The organism is Pseudonocardia sp. WMMC193 (genome assembly GCF_021728735.1).
Lineage (GTDB): Bacteria > Actinomycetota > Actinomycetes > Mycobacteriales > Pseudonocardiaceae > Pseudonocardia > Pseudonocardia oroxyli.
The window spans coordinates 2,445,103-2,467,772 of the sequence record NZ_JAKKDO010000003.1; the positions used below are offsets into that span (position 1 = coordinate 2,445,103).

A 22,670-nucleotide genomic window follows, 5' to 3' on the forward strand; every position below is an offset into this window, starting at 1 on the left:
GCACCGCCAGGTCCAGCGCGCGGGTGGGCGCGTCGACGAGATCGTGCGGGTCGGCGGGGGTGACGAGCACGGGCTCCGCGGTGCCCACGCCGCGGCGGATGGCCTCGGCGAGGTCCTCGGCGCTGCCCGTGGAGCCGACGAACATCTCGTCGACCACCGAGCGCGAGTCCTGGCCGTGCACCGCGAGGCCGAGGATGTTGCCCTCGGCCCGCGCGACGGCCTCGGTGAGACGGGCCAGTGCCCCCGCCTCGTCCGGCAGCCGGACCCGGACCTTGTGCAGGACGGGCGGCCCGTCGGGCCCGCCGCCCTTGCGCCGCGGCTGGTCCGGCACCACCCGCAGGTGCGCGGGCGCGCCCTGCCTGCCGGTGACCAGCGACTGGCCCGGCCCGACCGCGCGGCGCCCGACCGCGCGGAGCGCCGCCCAGACCGTGACCTGGTTCGCCGTGATCACCGGCTTGCCCAGCAGGCGTTCCAGCGGGGCGATGACGTCGTAGGTCGCGAGGTTGGTGCAGCTGATGAACACGGCCTCGGCCTCGGGCCGGTCCGCGGCGCGCACCGCCCGCACCACCTCGTCGTAGGTCACCCGCCAGATCTGGCCGAGCAGCCCCAGCCCCACGCTCCCGACGGTCTCCACCCCGTGGGCGGCCAGGAACGCGGCGAGCTTGTCGGTCAGGTCGTCCACATAGGGCGTGACGACCGCGACCCGGCTCGCGCCCAGGACCTTCAGCGCCTCGACCAGCGCGCCGGACGTGGTCAGCGCCAGCGGGGCGCCCGCGTCCGCGATCACGCCGGTGAGCGCGATCTCGCCCGCCGCGCCGTCGACGAAGCTGCCCGAGGTACACGCGTAGGCGACCACGCCGGGCTCGGGCACCAGCACGTCCCGCGTGGCGCGCTGGACCGGCTCGGGGTCCGAGATCACCCGCGCCATCGCCGCGGTGACCGGCGACGGCACGAACGGCGTGCGCGTGACGTGCAGCGCCGCGTCCTCCGGTACCCACCGCCACAGCTCGCGGTCCAGCGCGAAGTCGAAGGGGACGATCACGCCGATTCCTGCGGTCGGCGCGGGTCCGGGGGCCCGCAGCAGATCGACGGACGGTTCCCGCTCGTGCATGAGGCCACGGTGAGCCCGCCGGGTTGCGCGCCGTGATCCGCGGTGTAACGAGCGCGTTCCGGGCCCCGCCGGGGTCGGCGCCGGTTCCTCGGGTACCGGGGCGCCTGCTCGGTACTGCGGCTCGGTACTGCTGCTCAGTACTGCGGCTCAGTACTGCGGCTCAGTACTGCTGCTCAGTACTGCTGCTCAGTACTGCTGCTCGGTGGTGGGCTCAGTACTGCGGCACCGCCGACCGCACCATCGCGGCGGCGCCGGACCGCAGCGTGGCGAGCGCACGGTGCTGCATGGTGCGGACCGAACCCGGGGAACGCCCGACGACCGCCGCGGTCTCCTCCGCGGACATGCCGAGTGCCACGCGCAGCAGCAGCACCTCCCGGGCGGCGGGCGTGAGCCGGTTCAACAGCGGGCGCACCCGGCGCATGTCGTCCCCGGTCAGCGCGCGTTCCTCGGGTCCGACGTCTGGGTCCGGCCGGTCGGGGACGAGCTCGGCGAGCAGCGGGTCCCGCGCCGCCGCGCGGTAGGCGTCGGCCACCTCGCGCACCGCGATCCGGTGGACGAACGCCAGGAACGGCCGTCCGCGGTCCTCGTAGCGCGGCAGCGCCCGCAGCACCGCGAGGCACACCTGCTGGGCCAGGTCCTCGGCCGTGACCCCCGGCAGCGCGTGCCCCAGCCGCGCGCGGCAGTAGCGCAGCGCGAACGGGTGCACCGCCGTCAGCACCCGGTCGATCGACGTCCGGTCCCCCGCCTTCGCCCGCGCGACCAGCTCCGGCTCCGGCCCCTCGCCCATCCCTCCACCATGGCCCGGCACGCTCGGTGTCGGGTGGGCGCGCGCTGAGAGAGCGCTGTGAGTGGGAATCGCCGTGCCGGGCGGGCGGTTGTCACCGAGCGTGAAGCTCGAGATCTGGTCGGACGTCGCCTGCCCGTGGTGTGCCCTGGGTACCCGGCGGATCGCCGCCGCGCTGGCGGCGTTCCCGCACGAGGTGGAGGTGCGCTACCGCAGCTTCGAGCTGGACCCGCACGCGCCCCGCACCTACGAGGGCGACCGCACGCAGCGGCTGTCGGCGAAGATCGGCGCGGACGTGCCGCAGGTGCGGGCGATGGAGCAGCGGCTCGCCGACCTCGCCGCGGCGGACGGGCTGGAGATCCGGTTCGACCGCACGCAGGACGGCAACACCTTCGACGCCCACCGCCTCCTGCACCTCGCCTGGGATCTCGGCGGCGCCCAGCTGCAGTCGCAGGTCAAGTCGGCGCTGGTCACGGCCCTGTTCCGGGACGGCGAGCCGATCGGCTCCGTGGAGGCGCTCCGCCGGGTCGCGGTGGCGGCGGGTCTGCCGGAGGCCGACGTGGACCGGGTGCTCGGCTCCGCGGAGTACACCGACGCGGTGCGCGCGGACGAGCAGACCGCGCGGAGCCTCGGCATCAGCGGGGTGCCGTTCTACGTCCTCGACCGCCGGTACGGCGTGTCCGGCGCCCAGTCGGTGGAGGTGCTGGTGCAGGCGCTGGAGCAGGCGTGGTCCGAGTCGGATCGGGAGTCGGATCGGGAGTCGGATCAGGCGTCCGGAGCGGGCTCCGCTCAGGCCGGCACACCCTCCGGGAACGCCAGGTAGGTGTCGGGGTCCCCGTCGCCGTAGAGGGCGACGAGGCCCGCGGCGATCCACATCAGGCCGGCGAGGAAGTCCTCGCCCAGCTCGTCCGCCGCGGGGCCGAGGGCCGCGCGGCGCTCCTCCTCCGAACCCGTGATCCCGATCAACGTCGTGGCGACCTCGCCCGGGCGCGCGCCGAGGGTGTCCGCGACCCACTCCGGGACACGGGTCCGCGCGGCGGTGGGGACGGGGCGCGGTCCGCGGTTGGCGAGCCAGCTCAAGAGGATCGCCAGCGCCATGCCCTGGGCGGGGGCGCCGCCGATGTCGCCGGGCACCACGTCGGGATCGCCCATCTCCCCGTCGGACTCGACGAGGCAGCGGACCTCCTCGCGGGCGGGCTCGGGCGACCGGGCGTCGAGGGTGTCCCGCACGGCGCGGCGGACCCGGTCGTCGAGGATCTCGACGACCAGCTCGTTCTCCCCCGCGTCGGCGAGGACGTCGACGTTGGCCTGGAGGACCTCGAGCCACTCCGGGTTGCCGTCGTGCGGGCCGAGGGCGCGGACCGTGCGGATCTCCGCGACGGCGTAGCGCATCTCGTCGACGGGCGTGAGCTCCTCGACGGGGCCCTCCCAGCCGTCCAGCCCGGGCACGGTGACGACGGGGCGCAGGGGCTCGCTCTGCCGGACCTTCCGCTTCCGCGCCGCGACCTTCGCCGCGCGCTTCTGCCCCCGGCCCTGCTGCTTCCTACCCACGCCACTCCTCGTCCTCTGCTGCTTGGGCGTCCCAAGCGTCGCTCCGTGGTGCTTGGGCCGCCCAAGCGTCACGCTGCCTGGCCTCTGCTGCTTGGGCGTCCCAAGCGTCGCTCAGCGGTGCTCGGGCGTCCCAAGCGTCAGCCTGCACCGCCCGTGCCCGACGCTTGGGCGTCCCAAGCGTCGCTCAGCGGTGCTTGGGCCGCCCAAGCGTCAGCCTGCGCCTGCCGCGATCCGGCCCCATGTCAGGAGCAGACCGCGCCCTGCGCCGCCGACCCGACCAGTCTCGCGTACTTCGCCAGCACCCCCGTGCGCCGCCCCGTCTCCGGGCGCACCCAGGCCGCCTTCCGCGCCGCCAGCTCCTCGTCGGGGATGTCCAGGGTCAGTGTGCGCGTGGTCATGTCCAGCACGATCGGGTCGCCGTCGCGCACGAAGGCGATCGGGCCGCCGTCCGTCGCCTCGGGGGCGACGTGCCCGATGCAGAGCCCGGTCGTCGCGCCGGAGAACCGCCCGTCCGTGACGAGGAGCACGTCCTTGCCCAGCCCCGCGCCCTTGATCATCCCCGTGACGGCGAGCATCTCCCGCATCCCCGGGCCGCCGCGCGGGCCCTCGTAGCGGATCACCACGACGTCCCCGGGCACGACGGTGCCGTCGGACACGGCGTCGAGCGCGCCCTGCTCGCCGTCGAACACCCGGGCGGTCCCGCGGAACTCGGTGGAGTCGAAGCCCGCGGACTTGACCACGGCGCCGTCCGGGGCGAGGGAGCCGCGCAGGATGGTGATGCCGCCGGTGGGGTGGATCGGGTCGGTCATGAGGTGGATCACGGTGCCGTCGAGCGGGGCGTCGACGTCCGCCAGGTTCTCCGCGACGGTCCGCCCGGTGCAGGTCAGGGCGTCCCCGTGGAGCAGTCCCGCGTCCAGCAGCGCCTTCATGACGACGGGCACTCCCCCGACCTGGTCGACGGTGCTCATCACGTGCTTGCCGAAGGGCTTGACGTCCGCGAGGTGCGGCACGCGGTCGCCGATCCGGTTGAAGTCGTCCAGCTCGAGGGGGACCTCGGCCTCCGCGGCGATGGCCAGCAGGTGCAGCACGGCGTTGGTCGAGCCGCCGAACGCCATGACCACGGCGATCGCGTTCTCGAAGGCCTCGCGGGTCAGGATCTGCCGCGCGGTGATGCCCTTGGCCAGCATGCCGATCACGGCCTCGCCGGAGTCGCGCGCGATGCCGTCCCGGCGCCGGTCGACGGCGGGCGGGGCGGCCGACCCGGGCAGCGCCATGCCCAGCGCCTCGGCCGCGCTCGCCATCGTGTTCGCGGTGTACATGCCGCCGCAGGCGCCCTCGCCGGGGCAGATCGCCTTCTCGATGGCGGTCAGCTCGTCCCGCGTGATCAACCCGCGCGCGCAGGCCCCGACGGCCTCGAACGCGTCGGAGATGTTGACCTCCCGGCCGTCGATGTGGCCGGGCAGGATCGAGCCCGCGTAGACGAACACGCTCGCCAGGTCCAGGCGCGCGGCGGCCATCAGCATGCCGGGCAGCGACTTGTCGCAGCCGGCCAGCAGCACGGTGCCGTCCAGCCGCTCGGCCTCGACGACGGTCTCGACCGAGTCCGCGATGATCTCGCGGCTGACCAGCGAGAAGTGCATCCCGACGTGGCCCATCGAGATCCCGTCGGACACCGAGATCGTGCCGAACTCCATCGGGTAGCCGCCCGCGCGGTGCACCCCCTCCTTCGCCGCCTGCGCGAGGCGCTGCAGCGAGAGGTTGCAGGGGGTGATCTCGTTCCAGCTCGACGCGACGCCGATCTGGGGCTTGGCGAAGTCGTCGTCCCGGAACCCGACGGCGCGCAGCATCCCGCGTGCCGCGGTCCGCTCGATCCCGTCGGTGACCTGGCGGGAGCGGGGCTTGAGATCGTGCGTCATCGGGAACTCCCTCACGTGGTGGAGTCCCTGCCTACCATCGCGGTGCCGACGACGGGTGGCACCCTCCGGTCAGCAGCCAGGACGTGGCGTCGGCAGCGGGCTCCTAGACACCCCCGAGGTAGCGGCCCGGCGTCTCCCCCAGTTCGGCGCGAAAGGCCACCACGAACGCCGACGGCGTGGTGTAGCCGACCTCCACCGCCGCCCGGGTGACCGGGGCCCCGGCCCCCAGGAGCTCCACCGAGCGCAGGATCCGGGCGCGGCGGCGCCAGGCGCCGAGCGTGAGCCCGGTCTCGGCGGGGAAGAGCCGTTCGAGGGTGCGACGGCCGGTGCTCACCCGCCTCGCGAGGGCGTCGAGGTCGGCGTCGGGTCGGGCGCGCACCGCGTCGGCGAGGTCCCTGGCGCGGGGGTCGGTCGGGAGCGGCAGCCACAGGGGCGCGGCCTGCAGCGCGGCGAGCTGGTCGACCAGCAGGGTGACCAGCGCGGACTGCACCGGGTCCGACGTCCGGAGTGGAGCGACCCGGACCGCGTGCAGCACCAGCTCGCGGGCGAACCGGGGGACGTTGACCGCCCGGGCGGCACCGTCGAGGGCGCGTAGGGCGGCGTCGAGGTAGAGGACCCGCATCGCGACCGACGCCGGGTTGGTCACGGTGACCGGCTCGTGCTCGCCGATCCACAGCCCGCGGTGCGGCGGCAGCGTCCAGGCGCCCCGCGCGGTCGACACCGTCATGGTGCCCGCGGCGGCGTAGACGAACTGGTGCCACCCGGGTTCGAGCGGCAGGGTCGCCGAGCCCGCGGGATGGGTCACGGCGTAGCCCCGCACCGTCGGTTCGTGGCGGGGATTCGACATGATGCGGCGGAGTCTAGGTCGCGCGACAGCGCCACCGCGCGCCACGATCGTCGCCATGGCAGCCGACCTGAGTCACTTCGCGATCAACGCCGACGACGTCCCCGCCTCGAAGGCCTTCTACGAGAAGGTGTTCGGCTGGACGTTCCACGCCTGGGGCCCGCCCGGCTTCTATCGGGTCGCGACCGGCCCGGACGGGATCCAGGGCGCCCTGCAGCAGCGTCGGAGCCTGCTCCCCGAGCCGACCCGCGGCGTCGAGGCCACCTTCGCGGTCGACGACGTCGACGCCACCGCCGAGGCCGTCCGCGCGGCGGGCGGCGCGATCCTGATGGAGCGCTTCACCATCGCCGGCGTGGGCCACCTGATCTTCTTCGAGGATCCGGCGGGGAACCCCGTAGGCGCGATGCAGTACGACCCGCTGGCCGACTGACCTGAGGCATTGTGGAGCCACAACTGTCGTCTGACGCCGCGAAACGGCAGTTGTGGCTCCACAATGCGGAAAGGCCCGCCGCCCCTCGACCGGGGTGGCGGGCCTTTCCGTGTGCGTCAGTTCGCGGCGCGGTCCCGGCGGATGTTGGCGCGGCGACCCTTGAGGGTCGTCACGCCCCGCATGGAGCGCAGGACGTCGTCCGCCGCGTGCTCCGGGATCTCGACGAGCGAGTGGCGCTCGTGGATCTGGATGGCGCCGATGTCCCGGCCGGACAGGCGGGACTCGTTCGCCAGCGCGCCCACGATGTCCTGCGGGCGGACACCGGCGGCGCGACCCGCCGAGACGAACAGGCGGGTGGCACCCTCGCGGGGCGGGCGGGGGCCCTGGCCGCGGCCACCGAGACGGTCCGGACGACCGCCGCGCGAGGCACCGCGGTCGGCGCCGCCACGGGGGGCGTTGAACGTGGGGATCTCCACGTCGTCGTCCGGGGAGGTCGAGCCGGTCCGCGCGAGGCGCACGGCCGCGGCCGCCACGTCCGCCGGGTCGAACTCGCCCATCAGGGACTCGACCATGGCGCCGACGCCGTCGACGTCCGCGTCCGCGTCCTGGCGCAGGTCGGTGACGATCTGCTCCCGCAGCTGCACGCGGGTGCGCTCCAGCCGGGCCGCCTTGAGGTCGTCGACCGTGGGCACCGGGGCGACCGGCACGGACTTGCCGATCAGCCGCTCGATGTTGCGCAGGTGGCGGATCGCGCCGGACGGGACCAGCGTGATCGCGACGCCCTCGCGCCCCGCGCGGCCGACGCGACCGATGCGGTGCACGTAGGCCTCGGGCGACTTCGGCACGTCGTGGTTGACCACGTGCGAGAGCTGCTCGATGTCCAGCCCGCGGGCGGCGACGTCCGTCGCGACCAGCAGGTCCGTGCGGCCGTTGCGCAGCCGCTCGACGACCCGGGTGCGGTGCTCCTGGTCCATGCCGCCGTGCAGGGCCTCGGCGCGCAGGCCGCGACCGGTGAGGGTCTCGGTGACCGCGTCGACGTCCGCGCGGGTGCGGCAGAACACGATGGCCGCGGTGGGCCGCTCCAGCTCGAGGATCCGGCCGAGCGCGGTGGTGGTGTGGGTGCGCGGCACCATGTAGGCGGTCTGGCGCACGCGCGGCGCCTCGCCCTCCGGGACCTCCTCGCGGGCGATCCGGACCATGACCGGCTCGCGCATGTACTCGCGGGCCAGCAGCTCGATCCGGCGCGGCATGGTGGCCGAGAAGAGCACCGCCTGCCGGTCGGCCGGGGTGGCCTGCAGGATGGTCTCGATGTCCTCGGCGAAGCCCATGTCGAGCATCTCGTCCGCCTCGTCGAGCACGACGACCTCGAGGGCGTCGAGCGCCAGGGCGCCGCGGTTCATCAGGTCGATCGCGCGGCCGGGCGTGGCCACCACGACGTCCACACCGCGCTTGAGCTGACCGAGCTGCGGGCCGATCGGGGCGCCGCCGTAGACGGCGAGCACCCGGGCACCGATCTTCGAGCCGTACTTGGTGATCGCGTCGTTCACCTGCATGGCCAGCTCGCGGGTGGGCGCCAGCACGAGGCCGAACGGGCGGCGCTCGTCACGGCGGCCGCTCTCGGCGAGCCGCTGCAGCATGGGCAGGCCGAACGCGGCCGTCTTGCCGGTGCCGGTGGCGGCCTGGCCCAGCACGTCCCGGCCCGCGATCAGCGAGGGGATGGACTCGGCCTGGATGGGGCTGGGCGTCTCGTAGCCCAGCTCGTCGAGCACCTCGACCAGAGCGGGGTCCAGCCCCAGGGCGAGGAACGCGGCTTCGGTGATCTCGTCGTTGTCGTTGTCGTGCTCGGGCAGGTCAAGCAGAGTGCTCACTCATGTCCTCGTCGCATAGCCGGGTGGCCGAGAAGGTTCGGCACACCCGCGGGGAAGCCCGCGGGCCCGGAGCGGCGCACTCGTGCTGCGCCGGAGAAGGACCATGGGGCTACTCGGCTGACGTCATCGCTGACAGCCGACGCTCCCAGTGTCGCACGACGGGTCGCGGGGGATCTCCACGGGGGGATCATCATCGACAACGACCTCCCCCCGCGGGTTGTTCCGGACGTGCCTCCGCTCACGATTCCACCCGCCGTTCACGCTCCACCCGCACCCTCGGAGGGGTGACCGCCTCGCTGGATCTCACCGTGCCCGCCAACCTGCGCGACGTCGGCGGCCTCACCACCGCCGACGGCCGCACGCTGCGCCGCGGCGTCCTGCTCCGCAGCGACGCCCCCCAGCCCGGCGACGTCTCCCCCGTCACCCCCGGGTCGGTCATCGACCTGCGCTCGCCGCGCGAGACCGAGGGCAGGGCCCACCCGCTCACCGGTCGGGCCGAGATCCACGTGGTGGCGCTGGGCGCGTCCCTGGCGCCCGACGTGATCGCCGCCACCCCCGCCGCCGAGCGCGACCTGGGCTGGGCCTACCGGCTGCTGGTGGCGGACGCCGCCGCCGAGATCGCGCGGATCGTGGAGATCGTCGCGACCGCCCCGGCGCCCATGCTCGTGCACTGCGCGGCGGGCAAGGACCGCACCGGGATCGTGATCGCCACGGTGCTGCGGCTGGTCGGTGTGCCCCGCGCGCAGGTGCTCGCGGACTACGCCGCCACCAACGCGAACCTCGAGCCGCTGTTCGCGCGGCTGCGGGCCTCCGGCGCGCACCTGCCCGGGGTGGACGACGACGCGGAGGCCCTCCTCGGCGTCGACCCGGCGGCCCTGGAGGCGGTGCTCGACGACCTGGAGTCCCACCCCGGCGGCCTGCGCGGCTACCTCGTGGCGAACGGCGCCGACCCCGCCCACCTCGACGCGATCACCGCCCGCCTGCTCGGTTAGGCGGCCGAGCCCGCTCGTGCGTGGTAAGTGGTGCTCTGGCACCACTTACCACGCACGGGCGCCGAAGGCGCTATTTGAAACCGGCCCGCTTGAGAGCGTCGGCCATGGCGTTGTTCAGCGGGGCGGGCTTCTGGTCCTGGCGGCGCTGGCCGCCACCCTGACCGCCCTTGCCGCCGCCCTGGCCGCCGCGGTTCTGCCGGTTCTGACCCCCGCCCTTGCCGCGGTTCTGCCCGTCGCGGCCCTGTCCGTCGCGACCCTGCCCGCCCGGTTTGCCGCCGCGGTTGCGGTCGCCGCCCTGACCGCCGCCCTGTCCGCCGCCGCGCTGGGCCGCCTTGCCCGGCTCGTCGTCCAGGCGCAGGGTCAGCGAGATCCGCTTGCGGGCCTCGTCGACGTCGAGCACCTTGACCTTGACGACGTCCCCGGACTTCACGACCTCGCGCGGGTCGGACACGAACTGGCTGGACATGGCGGAGACGTGCACGAGGCCGTCCTGGTGCACGCCCACGTCGACGAAGGCGCCGAAGGCCGCGACGTTCGTCACCACGCCCTCGAGCACCATGCCCGGCCGCAGGTCCGCGATCTTGTGGACGCCCTCGGCGAAGGTCGCCGTGCGGAACGCGGGCCGCGGGTCGCGGCCCGGCTTCTCCAGCTCGGCGAGGATGTCGGTGACGGTCGGCAGCCCGAACCGGGTGTCGACGAACCGCTGCGGCTGCAGCGACTTGATCTTGGTGGTGTTGCCGATCAGCTCGTCGATCGAGAGCTTCGAGGCCTCCACGATCCGCCGCGCCACGGGGTAGGCCTCGGGGTGCACGCCGGAGATGTCCAGCGGCTCGTCGCCGCCCCGGATGCGCAGGAAGCCCGCGCACTGCTCGAAGGCCTTCGGGCCCAGCCGCGGGACGTCGGACAGCGCGGTCCGGGTCCGGAACGGCCCGTTCGCGTCCCGGTGCGAGACGATCGCCGCGGCCAGGGACTCGCTGATCCCGGACACCCGGCGCAGCAGCGGCGCCGACGCCGAGTTCAGGTCGACCCCGACGGCGTTCACACAGTCCTCGACCACCGCGTCGAGCGAGCGGGACAGCGAGGACTCCGGCAGGTCGTGCTGGTATTGCCCGACGCCGATGGACTTCGGGTCGATCTTCACCAGCTCGGCGAGCGGGTCCTGCAGCCTGCGCGCGATGGACACCGCGCCCCGGATCGAGACGTCCAGGTCGGGCAGCTCCGCCGACGCGTACGCCGACGCCGAGTACACCGACGCCCCCGCCTCGCTGACCATGACCTTGGTCATCTTCAGCCCGGGGTTCATCGCGACCAGCTCGCCCGCCAGCGCGTCCGTCTCCCGGGACGCGGTGCCGTTGCCGATCGCGATCAGCTCGACGTCGTGCGCCGTGGCGAGCTTCGTCAGCGTGACCAGCGCGCCGTTCCAGTCCTTGCGCGGCTCGTGCGGGTAGATCGTGTCCTTCGCGACGACCTTGCCGGTCGCGTCGACCACGGCGACCTTGACGCCCGTGCGCAGGCCCGGGTCCAGCCCCATCGTCGCGCGGGTGCCTGCGGGTGCCGCGAGCAGCAGGTCTCGCAGGTTGGAGGCGAACACGGCGATCGCCCCCTCCTCCGCGGCGGTGCGCAGCCGGACCCGGATGTCGATGCCCAGGTGCAGCAGGATCCGCGTGCGCCAGGTCCAGCGGACCACGCCGGCCAGCCACTCGTCCGCGGCCCGACCCTGCTGCGACACCCCGACGTGCGCCGCGATCAGGGTCTCCCAGTCGCCCGCGTTCTCCGGGTCCGCGTCCGGCTCCAGCGTGACGTCGAGGACCTCCTCCTTCTCCCCGCGGAACACCGCGAGGATCCGGTGCGAGGGGAGCGTGGTGAAGGGCTCGGAGAAGTCGAAGTAGTCCGCGAACTTCGCGCCCTCGGTCTCCTTGCCCGCCCGCACCTTCGACACGAGCACGCCGCGCGACCACATGCGCTCGCGCAGGCCGCCGATCAGGTCGGGCTCCTCGGAGAAGCGCTCGACGAGGATGGAGCGGGCGCCCTCGAGCGCGGCCGCGGCGTCCGCGACCTCGTCGGTCACGTAGCCCTGCGCGGTCTCGGTCGGGTCCAGGGTCGGATCGGCCAGCAGCGCGTCGGCGAGCGGCTCGAGGCCCTGCTCGCGGGCGATCATCGCCTTGGTGCGGCGCTTGGGCTTGTAGGGCAGGTAGACGTCCTCGAGGCGGGCCTTGGACTCCGCCGCGTGGATGCGGGCCTCCAGCTCGGGGGTGAGCTTGCCCTGCTTGCGGATCTCGTCGAGGACCGCGGTGCGCCGCTCCTCCAGCTCGCGGAGGTAGCGCAGGCGCTCCTCCAGGGTGCGCAGCTGCGCGTCGTCGAGGCCGCCGGTGGCCTCCTTCCGGTACCGGGCGACGAAGGGGACCGTGGACCCGTCGTCGAGGAGGCCGACCGCGGCGGCCACCTGGTGCTGTCGCACGCCGAGCTCGTCGGCGATCCGCTGCTCCACCGAGGGCTGGGGGGTGAGGACCGAACCTGTCACCGCCCCATCCTCCCCGGAGCCTCCCCGCGGCGGAACGCCCGGGGGCCCCGAAATCCGGTGCGCTGTGCAATAGATGCAACATGCAACGCTCACGGCCGTCACACGGGCCTCGCACGCTGGGAAGCCCGACCCCGTGGAGTCGTCATGGCCGACCTGACCCTGGAAACCCCCGCCCGGAGCGGCAGGCTCGCGGGCGGCGCCCTCGGGCTGCCGTCCGTGCTGTTCTGCATCGTCACCGGTGCCGCCCCGCTGACCGCCATGCTGTTCAACGTCCCGGTGGCGGTCGACGGCGGCGGCTGGGCGGCGCCCGCGGCGTTCCTGCTGGCCACGCTCGCGCTCACGATCTTCTCGGTCGGCTACATCGCGATGAGCCGTCGGGTGACGAGCGCGGGCGGGTTCTACACCTTCGTCAGCCGCGGGCTCGGCCGGATCGTCGGCACGGGCGCCGGGGTGCTCATCGCGCTCTGCTACATGATCTTCACCGCGGCCGTGATCGGCGTGCTCGGCTACTTCGCCGCGACCACCGTCGAGACGTGGACGGGGGTGGTGCTGCCCGCCTGGGTCTACATGGTCGTGGCGCTGGCGGTGATGGCGTTGCTCGCGTGGTTCCACATCGAGCTCACCGCCAAGGTGCTCGGGGTGATGCTGATCGCCGAGGTGCTCGCGCTGGTGGTGCTGAGCGTCGCGGTGCTCGGGCAGGGCGGTGCGGAGGGGCTGTCGGCGCAGCCCTTCAACCCCGTCGCGATCTTCGACAACCCGGGCGCGATCCAGGTGTTCGGCGGCGCCGCGGCCGGCGTCGCGCTGTTCGCCGCGTTCTGGTCCTGGGTGGGCTTCGAGATGGCCCCGAACTACGCCGAGGAGTCCCGCGACCCGCGCCGGATCGCCACGGTCGCCACCTACACGTCGGTGATCGGGCTCGGCGTGTTCTACATGGTCGTGTCCTACGCCTTCGTGTCCGGCTGGGGCCTGACCGGCTCGGTCCAGGCCGTGTCGGACCAGTTCGCGGGCACCTACGCCTCGGCCTTCTACCCCCTCGCCGACCGGTTCGTGGGCGGCTGGCTCACCGCCGTGCTGGAGCTGTTGGCCGTGACCAGCTCGTTCGCCTGCGCGATGGCCTTCTTCAACACCGGTGCCCGCTACCTGTTCGCGCTCGGCCGCGAGGGCGTGCTGCCGCGCAGGCTGGCCGACACCTCGCGCCACCACTCGCCCGGGATCGCGGCGATGACGGTGACCGCCTTCGTCTTCCTCTACGGGCTCGCCTTCGTCCTCGCCGACCCCTCCACCGAGGGCGCGCTGCTCAAGCTCGGCACGTGGTCGCCGCTGCTCGGGGTCCTCGGGATCCTCGCGGTGCAGGGCCTGGTGTGCGTGGCGATCATCCGGTTCTTCCTGGTCAAGGCCCGAGACGGCTTCCACTGGTTCGGGACGCTCGTCGCGCCGGTGATCGGCGGGCTGGCCATGGTGGGTGCCTGCTACCTGCTGATCGCCAACCGGGACACCCTCGCCGCGGCCGAGGACGCGCCGTTCGTCACGGCGATCCCGTGGGTGGTCCTCGTCGTCTTCGTTCTCGGGATGGTGACCGCCTGGTACTTCCGCGCGAAACGACCCGCGGTGTACGCAGGACTCGGACATTTCACCCTGGAGCTGGAGGAGTCATGACCGCCGTCCTGCAGACCCACCCCCTCGAACCGCTCACCGCCGACGAGGTCGCCGCCGCCTCGGCGCTGCTGACCGAGCTGCGCGGCCTCACCCCGACCGCCCGGTTCGTGTTCGTCTCGCTGCACGAGCCCTCGAAGGCCGCGCTGCTCGCCTGGGCCCCGGGCGACCCGGTGGACCGCTGCGCCGAGATCGTCCTCTACGACCGCGGCACCCGGACGACCTCGGAGGCGGTCGTCTCGCTGACCCGCCGCGAGCTGGTCTCCTGGCGGGACCGGCCCGGGGTGCAGCCGCCGATCACCGCCGAGGAGTTCACCTCCACCGAGGACATCGTGCGGGCCGATCCGCGCTGGCAGGAGGCCATGCGGGCGCGCGGGGTCACCGACTTCTCGCTCGCCATGATCGACCCGTGGGCGTCGAGCTGGACGGGCCCGGAGGACGACCCGGCCGTGCGCCGGATCGTGCGGCCGCTCACGTGGGTGCGCGCGGCGCCCGGCGAACACGGGTACGCCCGGCCCGTCGAGGGCCTGATCGTGACCGTGGACCTCGACGCGGGCGAGGTCGTCGACGTGGCCGACCACGGGATCGTGCCGTTCCCCCCGCAGCCGGGGAACTACGAGGCCGAGTGGATCCACGCGCCGGACAACGTGCCCCGGGTCGAGTCGGTGCGCGAGGTCAAGGCCTGGGACGTCGTGCAGCCGGACGGGCCGTCGTTCACCGTCGACGGGCACGCCGTCGGCTGGCAGAAGTGGACGCTGCGGATCGGGTTCACCCCGCGCGAGGGCCTGGTGCTGCACCAGATCGCCTACGCCGGGCGGCCGATCGTGCACCGCGCCGGGCTCGCCGAGATGTACGTCCCCTACGGCGACCCGGCCCCCACACACCGGATCAAGAACGTCTTCGACCAGGGCGAGTACGGCGTCGGCTGGCTGGCGAACCCGCTGCAGCTCGGCTGCGACTGCGTGGGGCACATCCAGTACTTCGACGGCGTGGTCAACGACCAGGACGGGGCCGCCGTCGTCATCCCGAACGCGGTCTGCATGCACGAGGAGGACGTGGGGATCGGGTGGAAGCACACCGACTTCCGCACCGGCCGCGTCGAGGTGCGGCGCCGGCGTCGGCTCGTCCTGTCGACGATCGTCACCGTGGGGAACTACGAGTACGGCTACTTCTGGTATCTCTACACCGACGGGACGATCGAGTACGAGGTCAAGATGACCGGCGTGATCTCGACGGGCGCCGTCGCCCCCGGGGTCACGCCCGCCCACGGCACGCTCGTCGCGCCCGGCCTGTACGGCCCCCACCACCAGCACTTCTTCTGCGTGCGCATGGAGATGGCGGTCGACGGGCCGGGGAACACGGTCGTCGAGCTGGACTCAGTGCCCTCTCCCCCGGGCCCGGACAACCCCCACGGCAACGCGTGGGAGGTGCGGCGGACCCCGGTCGTCTCGGAGGCGGTCGGGGCCCGGGACACCGACGCCTCGGTGGCGCGGCACTGGCGGATCGAGAACCCGTCGGTGCACTCCGCGCTCGGCACCCCCACCGGGTACGTGCTGATGCCGGGGACGTCCGCGCCGCCCATCTACCCGACGACGGCGCTGTTCGCCCCGCGAGCCGGGTTCACCCGGCACCAGGTGTGGGTGACCGCGCAGGACCGCTCGCAGCGGTTCGCGGCGGGCGACTACCCGCTGCAGAACCCCGGCGGGGACGGGCTGCCCGCCTACGTCGCGGCCGACCGGCCGCTGGAGGACACCGACCTGGTGCTCTGGTACTCGATGGGCGCGCACCACATCGTGCGCCCGGGGGACTGGCCGGTGATGCCGGTGAGCACGGTCGGGTTCATGCTCAAGCCCAGCGGGTTCTTCGACGGCAACCCCGCACTGGACTACCCGCCGAGCGCACCGGAGGCCTGCCACTGACGAGTGCGGGCGGGTGGGGGTGCGCGGCGGTGTGGGCGCCGCTGACGCTCGGGCACCGCTGACGCTCGGGACGCCCAAGCATCGCTGAGCGGTGCTTGGGCGCCCCAAGCGTCACCAGCCGCGCCAGGCACACCGCCACTTGGGCGTCCCAAGCGTCACTCAGCGACGCTTGGGCGTCCCAAGCGTCACCGCGCGCCTGCCCGTGCCTGATGCTTGGGCGTCCCAAGCGTCACTCAGCGACGCTTGGGCGCCCCAAGCGTCAGCGTCACGGCGCCAGTGTGAGCGACGCCGTCACGCTCGGCTCCGCACCCCGCACACCCGCGGCCGTCGCGGTCCCGACGAGCGGGCTGTGGGCGAAGGCGGGCCGGCGCAGCCGGTAGTCCACGGCGGCGACGCCCTGCCCGGCGCGCCGCGGGACCTCGAGCACCAGCAGGGCCAGGAGCGGGCCGTGCACCACCAGGCCGGGGTAGCCCTCGACCGCGGTGGTGTAGGGCAGGTCGTGGTGGATGCGGTGGGCGTTGTAGGTCAGCGCGCTGAAGCGGAAGAGCAGCACCTCGTCCGGGGTCAGCGCCACGTGCGGTTCCGCCGGCGCCGGGCCGGGTTCCGGGACCGTCGGGGCCGCGGCGCGCGGGGCCCCGGGCTCCTGCTGCCGGTAGACGACGTCCTGCTCCTCGGTCTGCACCACGGCGCCGTCGCGCACGTACTCGTGCCGCAGGGTCACGAACAGCATGTCGCCGGAGCGCCCCGACTTCGGGGTGATCGAGGTCAGCGCGCTGCGCCGGGTGATGGTGTCGCCGAACCTGATCGGCGCGTGGACGGTCAGCCGCCCGCCCGCGAACATCCGGCGCCGGTGCGGGATCGGCGGCAGGAAGTGCCCCTCGCGGGGGTGCCCGTCCTCCCCCAGCTCGGCGGTCGGCGTGAGCTCCAGGAAGTGGAACACCGTCCACAACGGGGGCAGCTCGGTGTCCGGAGGGGTCTGGTCGAGCAGTCCCGCGAAGGCGGTCGAGGGGGTCGCGGAGATCGTCTCGGTGACCTCGACCGGCCCCGGCTCCCACTCCTGCACATGATCGGCGATGGCCACGGCCCCACCCTAGATCCCTCGTGAGCGGCGATCGTCGCCATGGCGACGATCGCCGCTCACAGGGTCTCGAAGAGCGCCACCGACTCCATGTGGTGCGTCATGGGGAAGGCGTCGAAGCTGCGGATCCGGCTCAGGCCGTAGCCGCGCTCGCGGAACAACCGCACGTCGCGGCCCAGGGCGGCCGGGTCGCAGGCCACGTAGACCACCCGCTCCGGAGCCCGCTCGGTGATCTCGGTGACCATCCGCTTCTGCAGGCCCTTGCGCGGCGGGTCCGCCACGACGACCGCCGGGTCGGGCAGGTCCGCGATCACGCGTTCGACCCGGCCCGCCCGGAAGTCCACCTGCCGCAGGTCGGCGAGGGCCCGACGGCCGTCGGCCACCGCCTGCGTGGAGGCCTCGACGACCGTGACCGAACCCTCGGGCCCCACCTGCGCGGCCAGCACCGCCGCGAACAGCCCGACCCCGCCGTAGAGGTCCCAGGCCACGCCGCCGCGCGGGGCCGCCGCCCACTCCCGCACGACGTCCGCGAGGGTGTCCGCCAGCTCGGGGTGGACCTGCCAGAACGCGCCCGGCGACAGCTCCCACTCCCGGCCCGCCGCGTGCTGGACGGACGCCGAGCCCAACCGGCGCTCCCCCGTCGCGTCCACCGCGACCTCGAGGTGCCCGTTCGGGGGCCAGCGCTGTTCCAACAGGTCCGGCAGCATGCCCGACGGCGCGAGCAGGCAGTCCGCGATCGGGACCACCTCGTGGCTGTGGTGGGCCCGCAGGCCGGCGCGGCCCGCGTCGTCCACCGCCAGCCGCAGGCGCTGCCGCCAGCCGAGCGGGCCGCCGGGGAGCTCCTCGACGACGACGTCCGACTCGACGCCGCCGAGCCGGGAGAGCTGCTCGCGCAGCACGGTCGTCTTGAGGTCCCGCTGCGCGGCGGGCTCCACGTGCTGGAAGTCGCACCCGCCGCACCCGCCCGCGCGGGCCCAGGTGCACGGGGCGGCGACCCGGTCCGGCGAGGGCTCCAGGACCGAGATCGCGTCGGCGAGGGCGAACGAGCCGCCCTGGTCGTCGGTGACCACCGCCCGCACCCGCTCCCCGGGCAGGCTGTGGCGCACGAACAGCACCCGCCCCTCGTGCCGGGCGACGCAGTGCCCGCCGTGCGCGACGGGCCCCACCTCGACGTCGAGCACACGGTCGGTCCAGTCGAGCGTCACGGGGGTCGCGGGGGTCACTGCTGTCTCTCCGGGGTCTTCGGGTTCGCGCGGTCGCCGGGCAGCTGCTCCAGCGACGGGTAGCCGCGGCGGGAGGCCCCCGGAGCCTGGTGCGGCGACAGCGCCTTGGCCGACGCCGAGGAGTCCAGCTGCCAGGGCACGCTCGTCACCATGACGCCCGGCTGGAACAGCAGCCGGGACTTCAGGCGCAGCGCGGACTGGTTGTGCAGGATCTGCTCCCACCAGTGTCCCACGACGTACTCGGGGATGTAGACGGTCACGACGTCTCGCGGGTTGTCCGACCGGATCCGCCGGACGTACTCCAGCACGGGCCGGGTGATCTCGCGGTACGGGGACTCGACCACCTTCAGCCGCACCGGGATCTTGCGCTTCTGCCAGTCCGTCATGAGGCGCTTGGTGTCCGCGTCGTCGACGTTGACGGTCAGCGCCTCCAGGACGTCCGGCCGGGTGGCGCGAGCGTAGGACAAGGCGCGCAGGGTCGGTTTGTGCAGCGTCGACACCAGCACGACGGCGTGGTTGCGGCTCGGCAGCACGGTGTCCCCGTCGTCCGCCACCAGCTCGGCGGAGACCCGGTCGTAGTGCCGCTGGATGGCGAGCATGAGCACGAAGAAGCCGGCCATCGCGACGATCGTGATCCACGCGCCGAGGGTGAACTTCGTGATCAGCACGGTGATCAGGACGAGCCCGGTCATGATCGCGCCGAACCCGTTGATGGCCTGTGAGCGGCGCATCCGGCGACGTTCGCGCTGGTCGGAGACGTCGAGGAGCTCGCGGTTCCAGTGCCGGACCATGCCCGCCTGGCTGAGCGTGAACGACACGAACACGCCCACCGTGTAGAGCGGGATCAGCCGGGTGACCTCGGCCTGGAAGCCGATGACCAGCACGATCGCGAACGCCGCGAGGATCAGGATGCCGTTGGAGAAGGCCAGCCGGTCGCCGCGGGTGTGCAGCTGGCGGGGCAGGTAGCGGTCCTGCGAGAGGATCGAGCCCAGGACCGGGAACCCGTTGAACGCCGTGTTCGCGGCCAGCACCAGGATCAACGCCGTCATGATCACGACGAAGAAGAAGCCGGGCCGGAATCCGGAGAACACGGCGTCCGCGAGCTGGGCGACCATCGTCTGCTGCTGGTAGCCCGGCGGCGCGTCGGGGAACTGGCGGGCCGGGTCCTCGGCGATCTGGACGCCGGTGAGCCTGCCCAGCGCGATCAGGCCCATGAACATGCTCACCGAGATCAGGCCCAGCAGGAGCAGCGTGGTCGCGGCGTTGCGGGACTTCGGCTTACGGAAGGCGGGGACGCCGTTCGAGATGGCCTCGACGCCGGTCAGCGCCGCGGCGCCCTGGGTGAACGAGCGCAGGACCAGCAGCACCAGGGCCAGGCCCGTGAAGGTGTCCCCCTCGGCGACGAGGTGCAGGTTCGTGCTGGCCGTCTCGACGTCCTGACCGAGGATCAGGATCCGGGTGAGCCCCCAGATGATCATGGTCGCGACGCCGATCATGAACAGGTAGACCGGGATCGCGAAGGCGACGCCCGCCTCCCGGATCCCCCGCAGGTTGATCGCGCTGAGCACCGCGATCGCCACCACGGCGAACCACACCTTGTGCTCGCCCACGAACGGGATCAGGGCGCCGATGTTCGCCGCCGCCGCACTGACCGACACCGCGACCGTCAGCGTGTAGTCGACCAGCAGGGCGCTCGCCACGGTCAGCCCGGCGCGCTTGCCGAGGTTGACGGTGGCGACCTCGTAGTCCCCGCCCCCGGACGGGTAGGCGTGCACGTTCTGGCGGTAGCTGGTCACCACGGTGAGCAGCACGACCACGACCGCCAGCCCGATCCACGGGGACAGGGCGTAGGACGCCAGGCCCGCCACGGACAGCGTCAGGAAGATCTCCTCCGGGGCGTAGGCGACCGACGACATGGCGTCGGAGGCGAACACCGGCAGGGCGATCCGCTTGCGGAGGAGGGTGTTCGACAGCTTGTCGCTGCGTTGGGGTCGGCCGACCACGATCCGCTTGAGCGCGGTCCCGAGCTTGGGCACGCGCGCAGCCTATGCTCCCTCCGTGCAACGGACGCGATAGCGTGCCCGCACCAGCGACCAGGACCCCGGAGGGCCCACCCGATGTACGTCGTGATCATGGGATGCGGCCGGGTCGGCGCGTCCCTCTCCGCGGGGCTCGAGCGCCTCGGCCACGAGGTGGCCGTGATCGACCAGGACGTCCAGGCGTTCCGCAGGCTGGGCACCGACTTCCGGGGGCGCCAGGTCGTCGGCTTCGGGTTCCACCGCGAGGTGCTGATCGAGGCGGGCATCGAGAAGGCGGACGCGTTCGCCGCGGTCTCCTCCGGGGACAACTCCAACATCCTCTCGGCGCGGGTCGCGCGCGAGACCTTCGGCGTGGAGCGGGTCGTCGCCCGGATCTACGACGCCAAGCGGGCCGCCGTCTACGAGCGGCTCGGCATCCCGACCGTCGCGACCGTCCCGTGGACCACGGACCGGTTCATGCGGATGGTGCTGCCCGACGGCGTCGCCACGGCCTGGCGAGAGCCCGCCGGCACCGTCGCGATCCTGCCGCTGCCGCTGCACGAGGGCTGGGTCGGGCACCCGATCAAGGAGCTCGAGGAGACGGCGGGCTGCCGGGTGGCGTTCATCGTGCGGTTCGGCACCGGCGTGCTGCCGACCCGCGAGACGGCCGTCCAGGACGAGGACACCATCTACGTCGCGGCGGTGTCCGGCACGGTCTCGGACGTCACGGCCGCGGCCGCCGCGCCGCCGCAGGAGGCATGAGATGAGGGTCGCGATCGCCGGGGCCGGGGCCGTCGGCCGCTCCATCGCCCGCGAGCTGGTGGAGAACCGCCATCAGGTCATGCTCATCGAGCGGGACCTCACCCACATCGACCCCACCGCCGTGGACGAGGCGGAGTGGGTGCACGCGGACGCCTGCGAGCTCCAGTCGCTGGAGGACGCGGGCATCGAGAGCTGCGACGTCATGATCGCCGCGACCGGGGACGACAAGGTCAACCTGGTCGTGTCGCTGCTGGCGAAGACGGAGTTCGGCGTCCGACGGGTGGTGGCGCGGGTCAACGACCCCCGCAACGAGTGGCTGTTCGGGGAGAACTGGGGCGTGGACGTCTCGGTGTCCACGCCGCGGCTGCTGGCGGCGCTGGTCGAGGAGGCGGTCGCGGTCGGCGACCTCGTCCGCCTGATGACCCTGCGGCAGGGCCAGGCCAACCTGGTCGAGGTCACCCTCCCGGAGACCACTCCCCTGGCCGGACGCCCGGTCCGCGACCTCACGCTGCCCGCCGACTCCGCCCTCGTCACGATCCTGCGCGGCGGCCGGGTGATCGTCCCGCAAGCGGACGACGCCCTGGAGCCGGGGGACGAGCTGCTGTTCGTGGCCACCGTGGCGGTGGAGGAGGAGATCCGGGCCGCGGTGGTGGGAAGCTGACCCGTGAGTGGCGATGGTCGCCAGGGCGACCATCGCCACTCACGAGGTGGCTTCGGCCGAGCTCTCCGCCCGGCGGACCAGGAGCACCGTGCCGACGATCGCGACCCCGACGAGGGGGTAGCCCATGGCGAGGCGGGCGATGCCGAGCCAGGTCTCCTCGTCGGCGTTGTACAGCCAGCCCTGCACGACCAGGCGGGCGGCGAAGACGAAGACCCAGAGGGCACTGGCCCAGCTGTAGGCCGCGAGCATGCGGGGGTTCTTGCGCCAGCCCTGGCCGTGGCCGTTGATGCCGTGCCAGATGACGCCGGCGAGCGGCCACCGCACGATGATCGACACGAGGAACGCCAGGCCGAGGCCCGCGCTGTAGAGCAGGCCGGGCAGGTAGAAGCCGCGGGCCTCACCGGTGCGGTAGGCGATGAAGGCGCACACCCCGACCCCGACCAGCCCGGAGACCGCCGGCTGCAGCGCCTGTTTGCGCGCCACCCGGACGATCGCCACCACCACCCCCGCCGCGATCGCCGCGATGAGGGCCGGCTGGAGCGAGAACAGCAGGTTGACGATCACGAAGACCGCGACCGGCACCGTCGACGCGACGATCCCCTGGACGCCGCCCATCTGCTCCATGAGGGTGGGCGAGGACCGCTCGCCACGCTCGGGCTGCTCGTCCTCGACGGGGTCGATGCGTCGGGTCGGGCCCGTGCTGCCGGCGTCCGACGGCCGCGGCGCCGCCGGGACGCCCGGGATCGGCCCCGTCGGGGCGTCCTCGTCGACGGCGCCGACCCGCGGGATGCGGGTCGTGGCGTCCGTGTCCGGCCGGGGATCCCCGTCGGGGCCTGCGGTCACTGGGCCTGACAGATCTCGTAGTACGGGTTGTACAGGACCTTCTGCCCGTCCTTGACCGAGATCCGGCCGCGGACCCGCATGGTGCGGCCGGGCTCGATCCCCGGGATCCGACGTCGACCCATCCAGACCAGCGTCACTCCCTCGGTGCCGTCGTAGAGCTCCGCCTGGAGCTGCGCGGCGTGCGCGTCCTCGGGGCAGAACTCGACGCTGCGGAGGCGGCCCTGCATCGTGACCTCCTGGCCGCAGGCACAGTCGCTCGCGCGCTGCGCCCCGGCCTTCTCGGAGTCCTCCGACAGATCGTCCGCATCCAGCACGTCCACGTCGCTGGTGAGCTTGCGAAGCATGCGGCGAAACGCCCCGCTGTCCGTGCTGCCCATCTCTCTCCTCGGCTGCTCGGGCACGGTCCGTCTCCGTTGATCCGGACGTCGCCCGCACAAGGGTAACGCGCTGGAAACCGGAAGTGTGCCCTTCACCGTGCCGGGGAGCCCGCATCGAG

At 73.3% G+C, this 22,670-nt stretch carries 18 protein-coding genes and 1 pseudogene; 7 read left to right on the forward strand and 12 right to left on the reverse strand.

Features of this window, described 5'->3' with window-relative positions:
- Positions 1-370: 370 nt before the first annotated feature.
- Both L3X23_RS13025 and shbA read right to left on the reverse strand, forming a co-directional pair.
- Positions 371-1,111, reverse strand: a pseudogene (locus L3X23_RS13025) (Asp/Glu racemase); the annotation flags it as partial.
- Positions 1,112-1,322: 211 nt separating this feature from the next.
- Entirely contained in the window at positions 1,323-1,898 is a 576-nt protein-coding gene (gene shbA / locus L3X23_RS13030) for an RNA polymerase sigma factor ShbA (protein WP_093088827.1), read from the reverse strand.
- Between the two features lie 100 nt (positions 1,899-1,998).
- On the opposite strand from shbA, the gene L3X23_RS13035 reads away from it, so the two are divergent.
- Positions 1,999-2,718, forward strand: coding sequence for a DsbA family protein (locus L3X23_RS13035; protein ID WP_237192476.1), 720 nt, complete (start codon positions 1,999-2,001; stop codon positions 2,716-2,718).
- Here the strand turns inward: L3X23_RS13035 and L3X23_RS13040 are convergent.
- The 3 genes from L3X23_RS13040 to L3X23_RS13050 form a co-directional block, all read right to left on the reverse strand.
- A complete protein-coding gene (locus L3X23_RS13040) occupies positions 2,685-3,446 on the reverse strand; it encodes a hypothetical protein (RefSeq protein WP_237192477.1) in 762 nt (253 codons plus the stop codon). The two genes, L3X23_RS13035 and L3X23_RS13040, sit on opposite strands and share 34 nt — an antisense overlap.
- A gap of 242 nt (positions 3,447-3,688) precedes the next feature.
- Complete coding sequence (gene ilvD / locus L3X23_RS13045; RefSeq protein WP_237192478.1) at positions 3,689-5,362, reverse strand: dihydroxy-acid dehydratase; 1,674 nt, start codon at positions 5,360-5,362, stop codon at positions 3,689-3,691.
- A gap of 103 nt (positions 5,363-5,465) precedes the next feature.
- Entirely contained in the window at positions 5,466-6,209 is a 744-nt protein-coding gene (locus L3X23_RS13050; protein WP_237192479.1) for an AraC family transcriptional regulator, read from the reverse strand.
- A gap of 55 nt (positions 6,210-6,264) precedes the next feature.
- Between L3X23_RS13050 and L3X23_RS13055 the strand changes: the two genes are divergently transcribed.
- A complete protein-coding gene (locus L3X23_RS13055) occupies positions 6,265-6,636 on the forward strand; it encodes a VOC family protein (RefSeq protein ID WP_237192480.1) in 372 nt (123 codons plus the stop codon).
- A 116-nt stretch (positions 6,637-6,752) separates the two neighbouring features.
- Here L3X23_RS13055 and L3X23_RS13060 read toward each other — a convergent pair whose 3' ends face one another.
- Entirely contained in the window at positions 6,753-8,495 is a 1,743-nt protein-coding gene (locus L3X23_RS13060; RefSeq protein ID WP_255734836.1) for a DEAD/DEAH box helicase, read from the reverse strand.
- A 293-nt stretch (positions 8,496-8,788) separates the two neighbouring features.
- Between L3X23_RS13060 and L3X23_RS13065 the strand changes: the two genes are divergently transcribed.
- A complete protein-coding gene (locus L3X23_RS13065) occupies positions 8,789-9,496 on the forward strand; it encodes a tyrosine-protein phosphatase (RefSeq protein WP_237192482.1) in 708 nt (235 codons plus the stop codon).
- Between the two features lie 70 nt (positions 9,497-9,566).
- On the opposite strand, the gene L3X23_RS13070 is transcribed toward L3X23_RS13065, so the two are convergent.
- The gene (locus L3X23_RS13070) at positions 9,567-12,017 is read right to left on the reverse strand and encodes a Tex family protein (RefSeq protein ID WP_237192483.1); all 2,451 of its coding nucleotides are present in this window, start codon (positions 12,015-12,017) and stop codon (positions 9,567-9,569) included.
- A gap of 144 nt (positions 12,018-12,161) precedes the next feature.
- Here L3X23_RS13070 and L3X23_RS13075 point away from each other — a divergent pair, with 144 nt between their 5' ends.
- Both L3X23_RS13075 and L3X23_RS13080 read left to right on the forward strand, forming a co-directional pair.
- A complete protein-coding gene (locus tag L3X23_RS13075) occupies positions 12,162-13,673 on the forward strand; it encodes an APC family permease (RefSeq protein ID WP_237192484.1) in 1,512 nt (503 codons plus the stop codon).
- Entirely contained in the window at positions 13,670-15,589 is a 1,920-nt protein-coding gene (locus tag L3X23_RS13080; protein ID WP_237192485.1) for a primary-amine oxidase, read from the forward strand. The genes L3X23_RS13075 and L3X23_RS13080 overlap by 4 nt, the downstream gene beginning before the upstream one ends.
- Positions 15,590-15,854: 265 nt before the next feature.
- Here the strand turns inward: L3X23_RS13080 and L3X23_RS13085 are convergent, their stop codons facing one another.
- The 3 genes from L3X23_RS13085 to L3X23_RS13095 are packed head-to-tail and all read right to left on the reverse strand — an operon-like array spanning position 15,855 to position 19,926.
- Positions 15,855-16,670: a MaoC family dehydratase N-terminal domain-containing protein gene (locus L3X23_RS13085; protein ID WP_237192486.1), complete on the reverse strand. Its 816-nt coding sequence runs from the start codon at positions 16,668-16,670 to the stop codon at positions 15,855-15,857.
- A gap of 56 nt (positions 16,671-16,726) precedes the next feature.
- The gene (locus L3X23_RS13090) at positions 16,727-17,890 is read right to left on the reverse strand and encodes a class I SAM-dependent RNA methyltransferase (protein ID WP_237192487.1); all 1,164 of its coding nucleotides are present in this window, start codon (positions 17,888-17,890) and stop codon (positions 16,727-16,729) included.
- Positions 17,887-19,926: an APC family permease gene (locus tag L3X23_RS13095; protein WP_093088805.1), complete on the reverse strand. Its 2,040-nt coding sequence runs from the start codon at positions 19,924-19,926 to the stop codon at positions 17,887-17,889. Before L3X23_RS13095 ends, L3X23_RS13090 begins: the two co-directional genes overlap by 4 nt.
- Before the next feature lie 81 nt (positions 19,927-20,007).
- Between L3X23_RS13095 and L3X23_RS13100 the strand changes: the two genes are divergently transcribed.
- Together L3X23_RS13100 and L3X23_RS13105 are read left to right on the forward strand one after the other, a co-directional pair.
- Entirely contained in the window at positions 20,008-20,670 is a 663-nt protein-coding gene (locus L3X23_RS13100; protein ID WP_093088802.1) for a TrkA family potassium uptake protein, read from the forward strand.
- Between the two features lies 1 nt (position 20,671).
- A complete protein-coding gene (locus L3X23_RS13105) occupies positions 20,672-21,331 on the forward strand; it encodes a TrkA family potassium uptake protein (RefSeq protein ID WP_093088800.1) in 660 nt (219 codons plus the stop codon).
- A gap of 39 nt (positions 21,332-21,370) precedes the next feature.
- Here the strand turns inward: L3X23_RS13105 and L3X23_RS13110 are convergent, their stop codons facing one another.
- Together L3X23_RS13110 and L3X23_RS13115 are read right to left on the reverse strand one after the other, a co-directional pair.
- Entirely contained in the window at positions 21,371-22,174 is an 804-nt protein-coding gene (locus L3X23_RS13110) for a DUF3159 domain-containing protein (RefSeq protein WP_237192488.1), read from the reverse strand.
- Entirely contained in the window at positions 22,171-22,551 is a 381-nt protein-coding gene (locus tag L3X23_RS13115) for an OB-fold nucleic acid binding domain-containing protein (RefSeq protein WP_093088795.1), read from the reverse strand. The genes L3X23_RS13110 and L3X23_RS13115 overlap by 4 nt, the downstream gene beginning before the upstream one ends.
- Positions 22,552-22,670 lie beyond the last annotated feature (119 nt).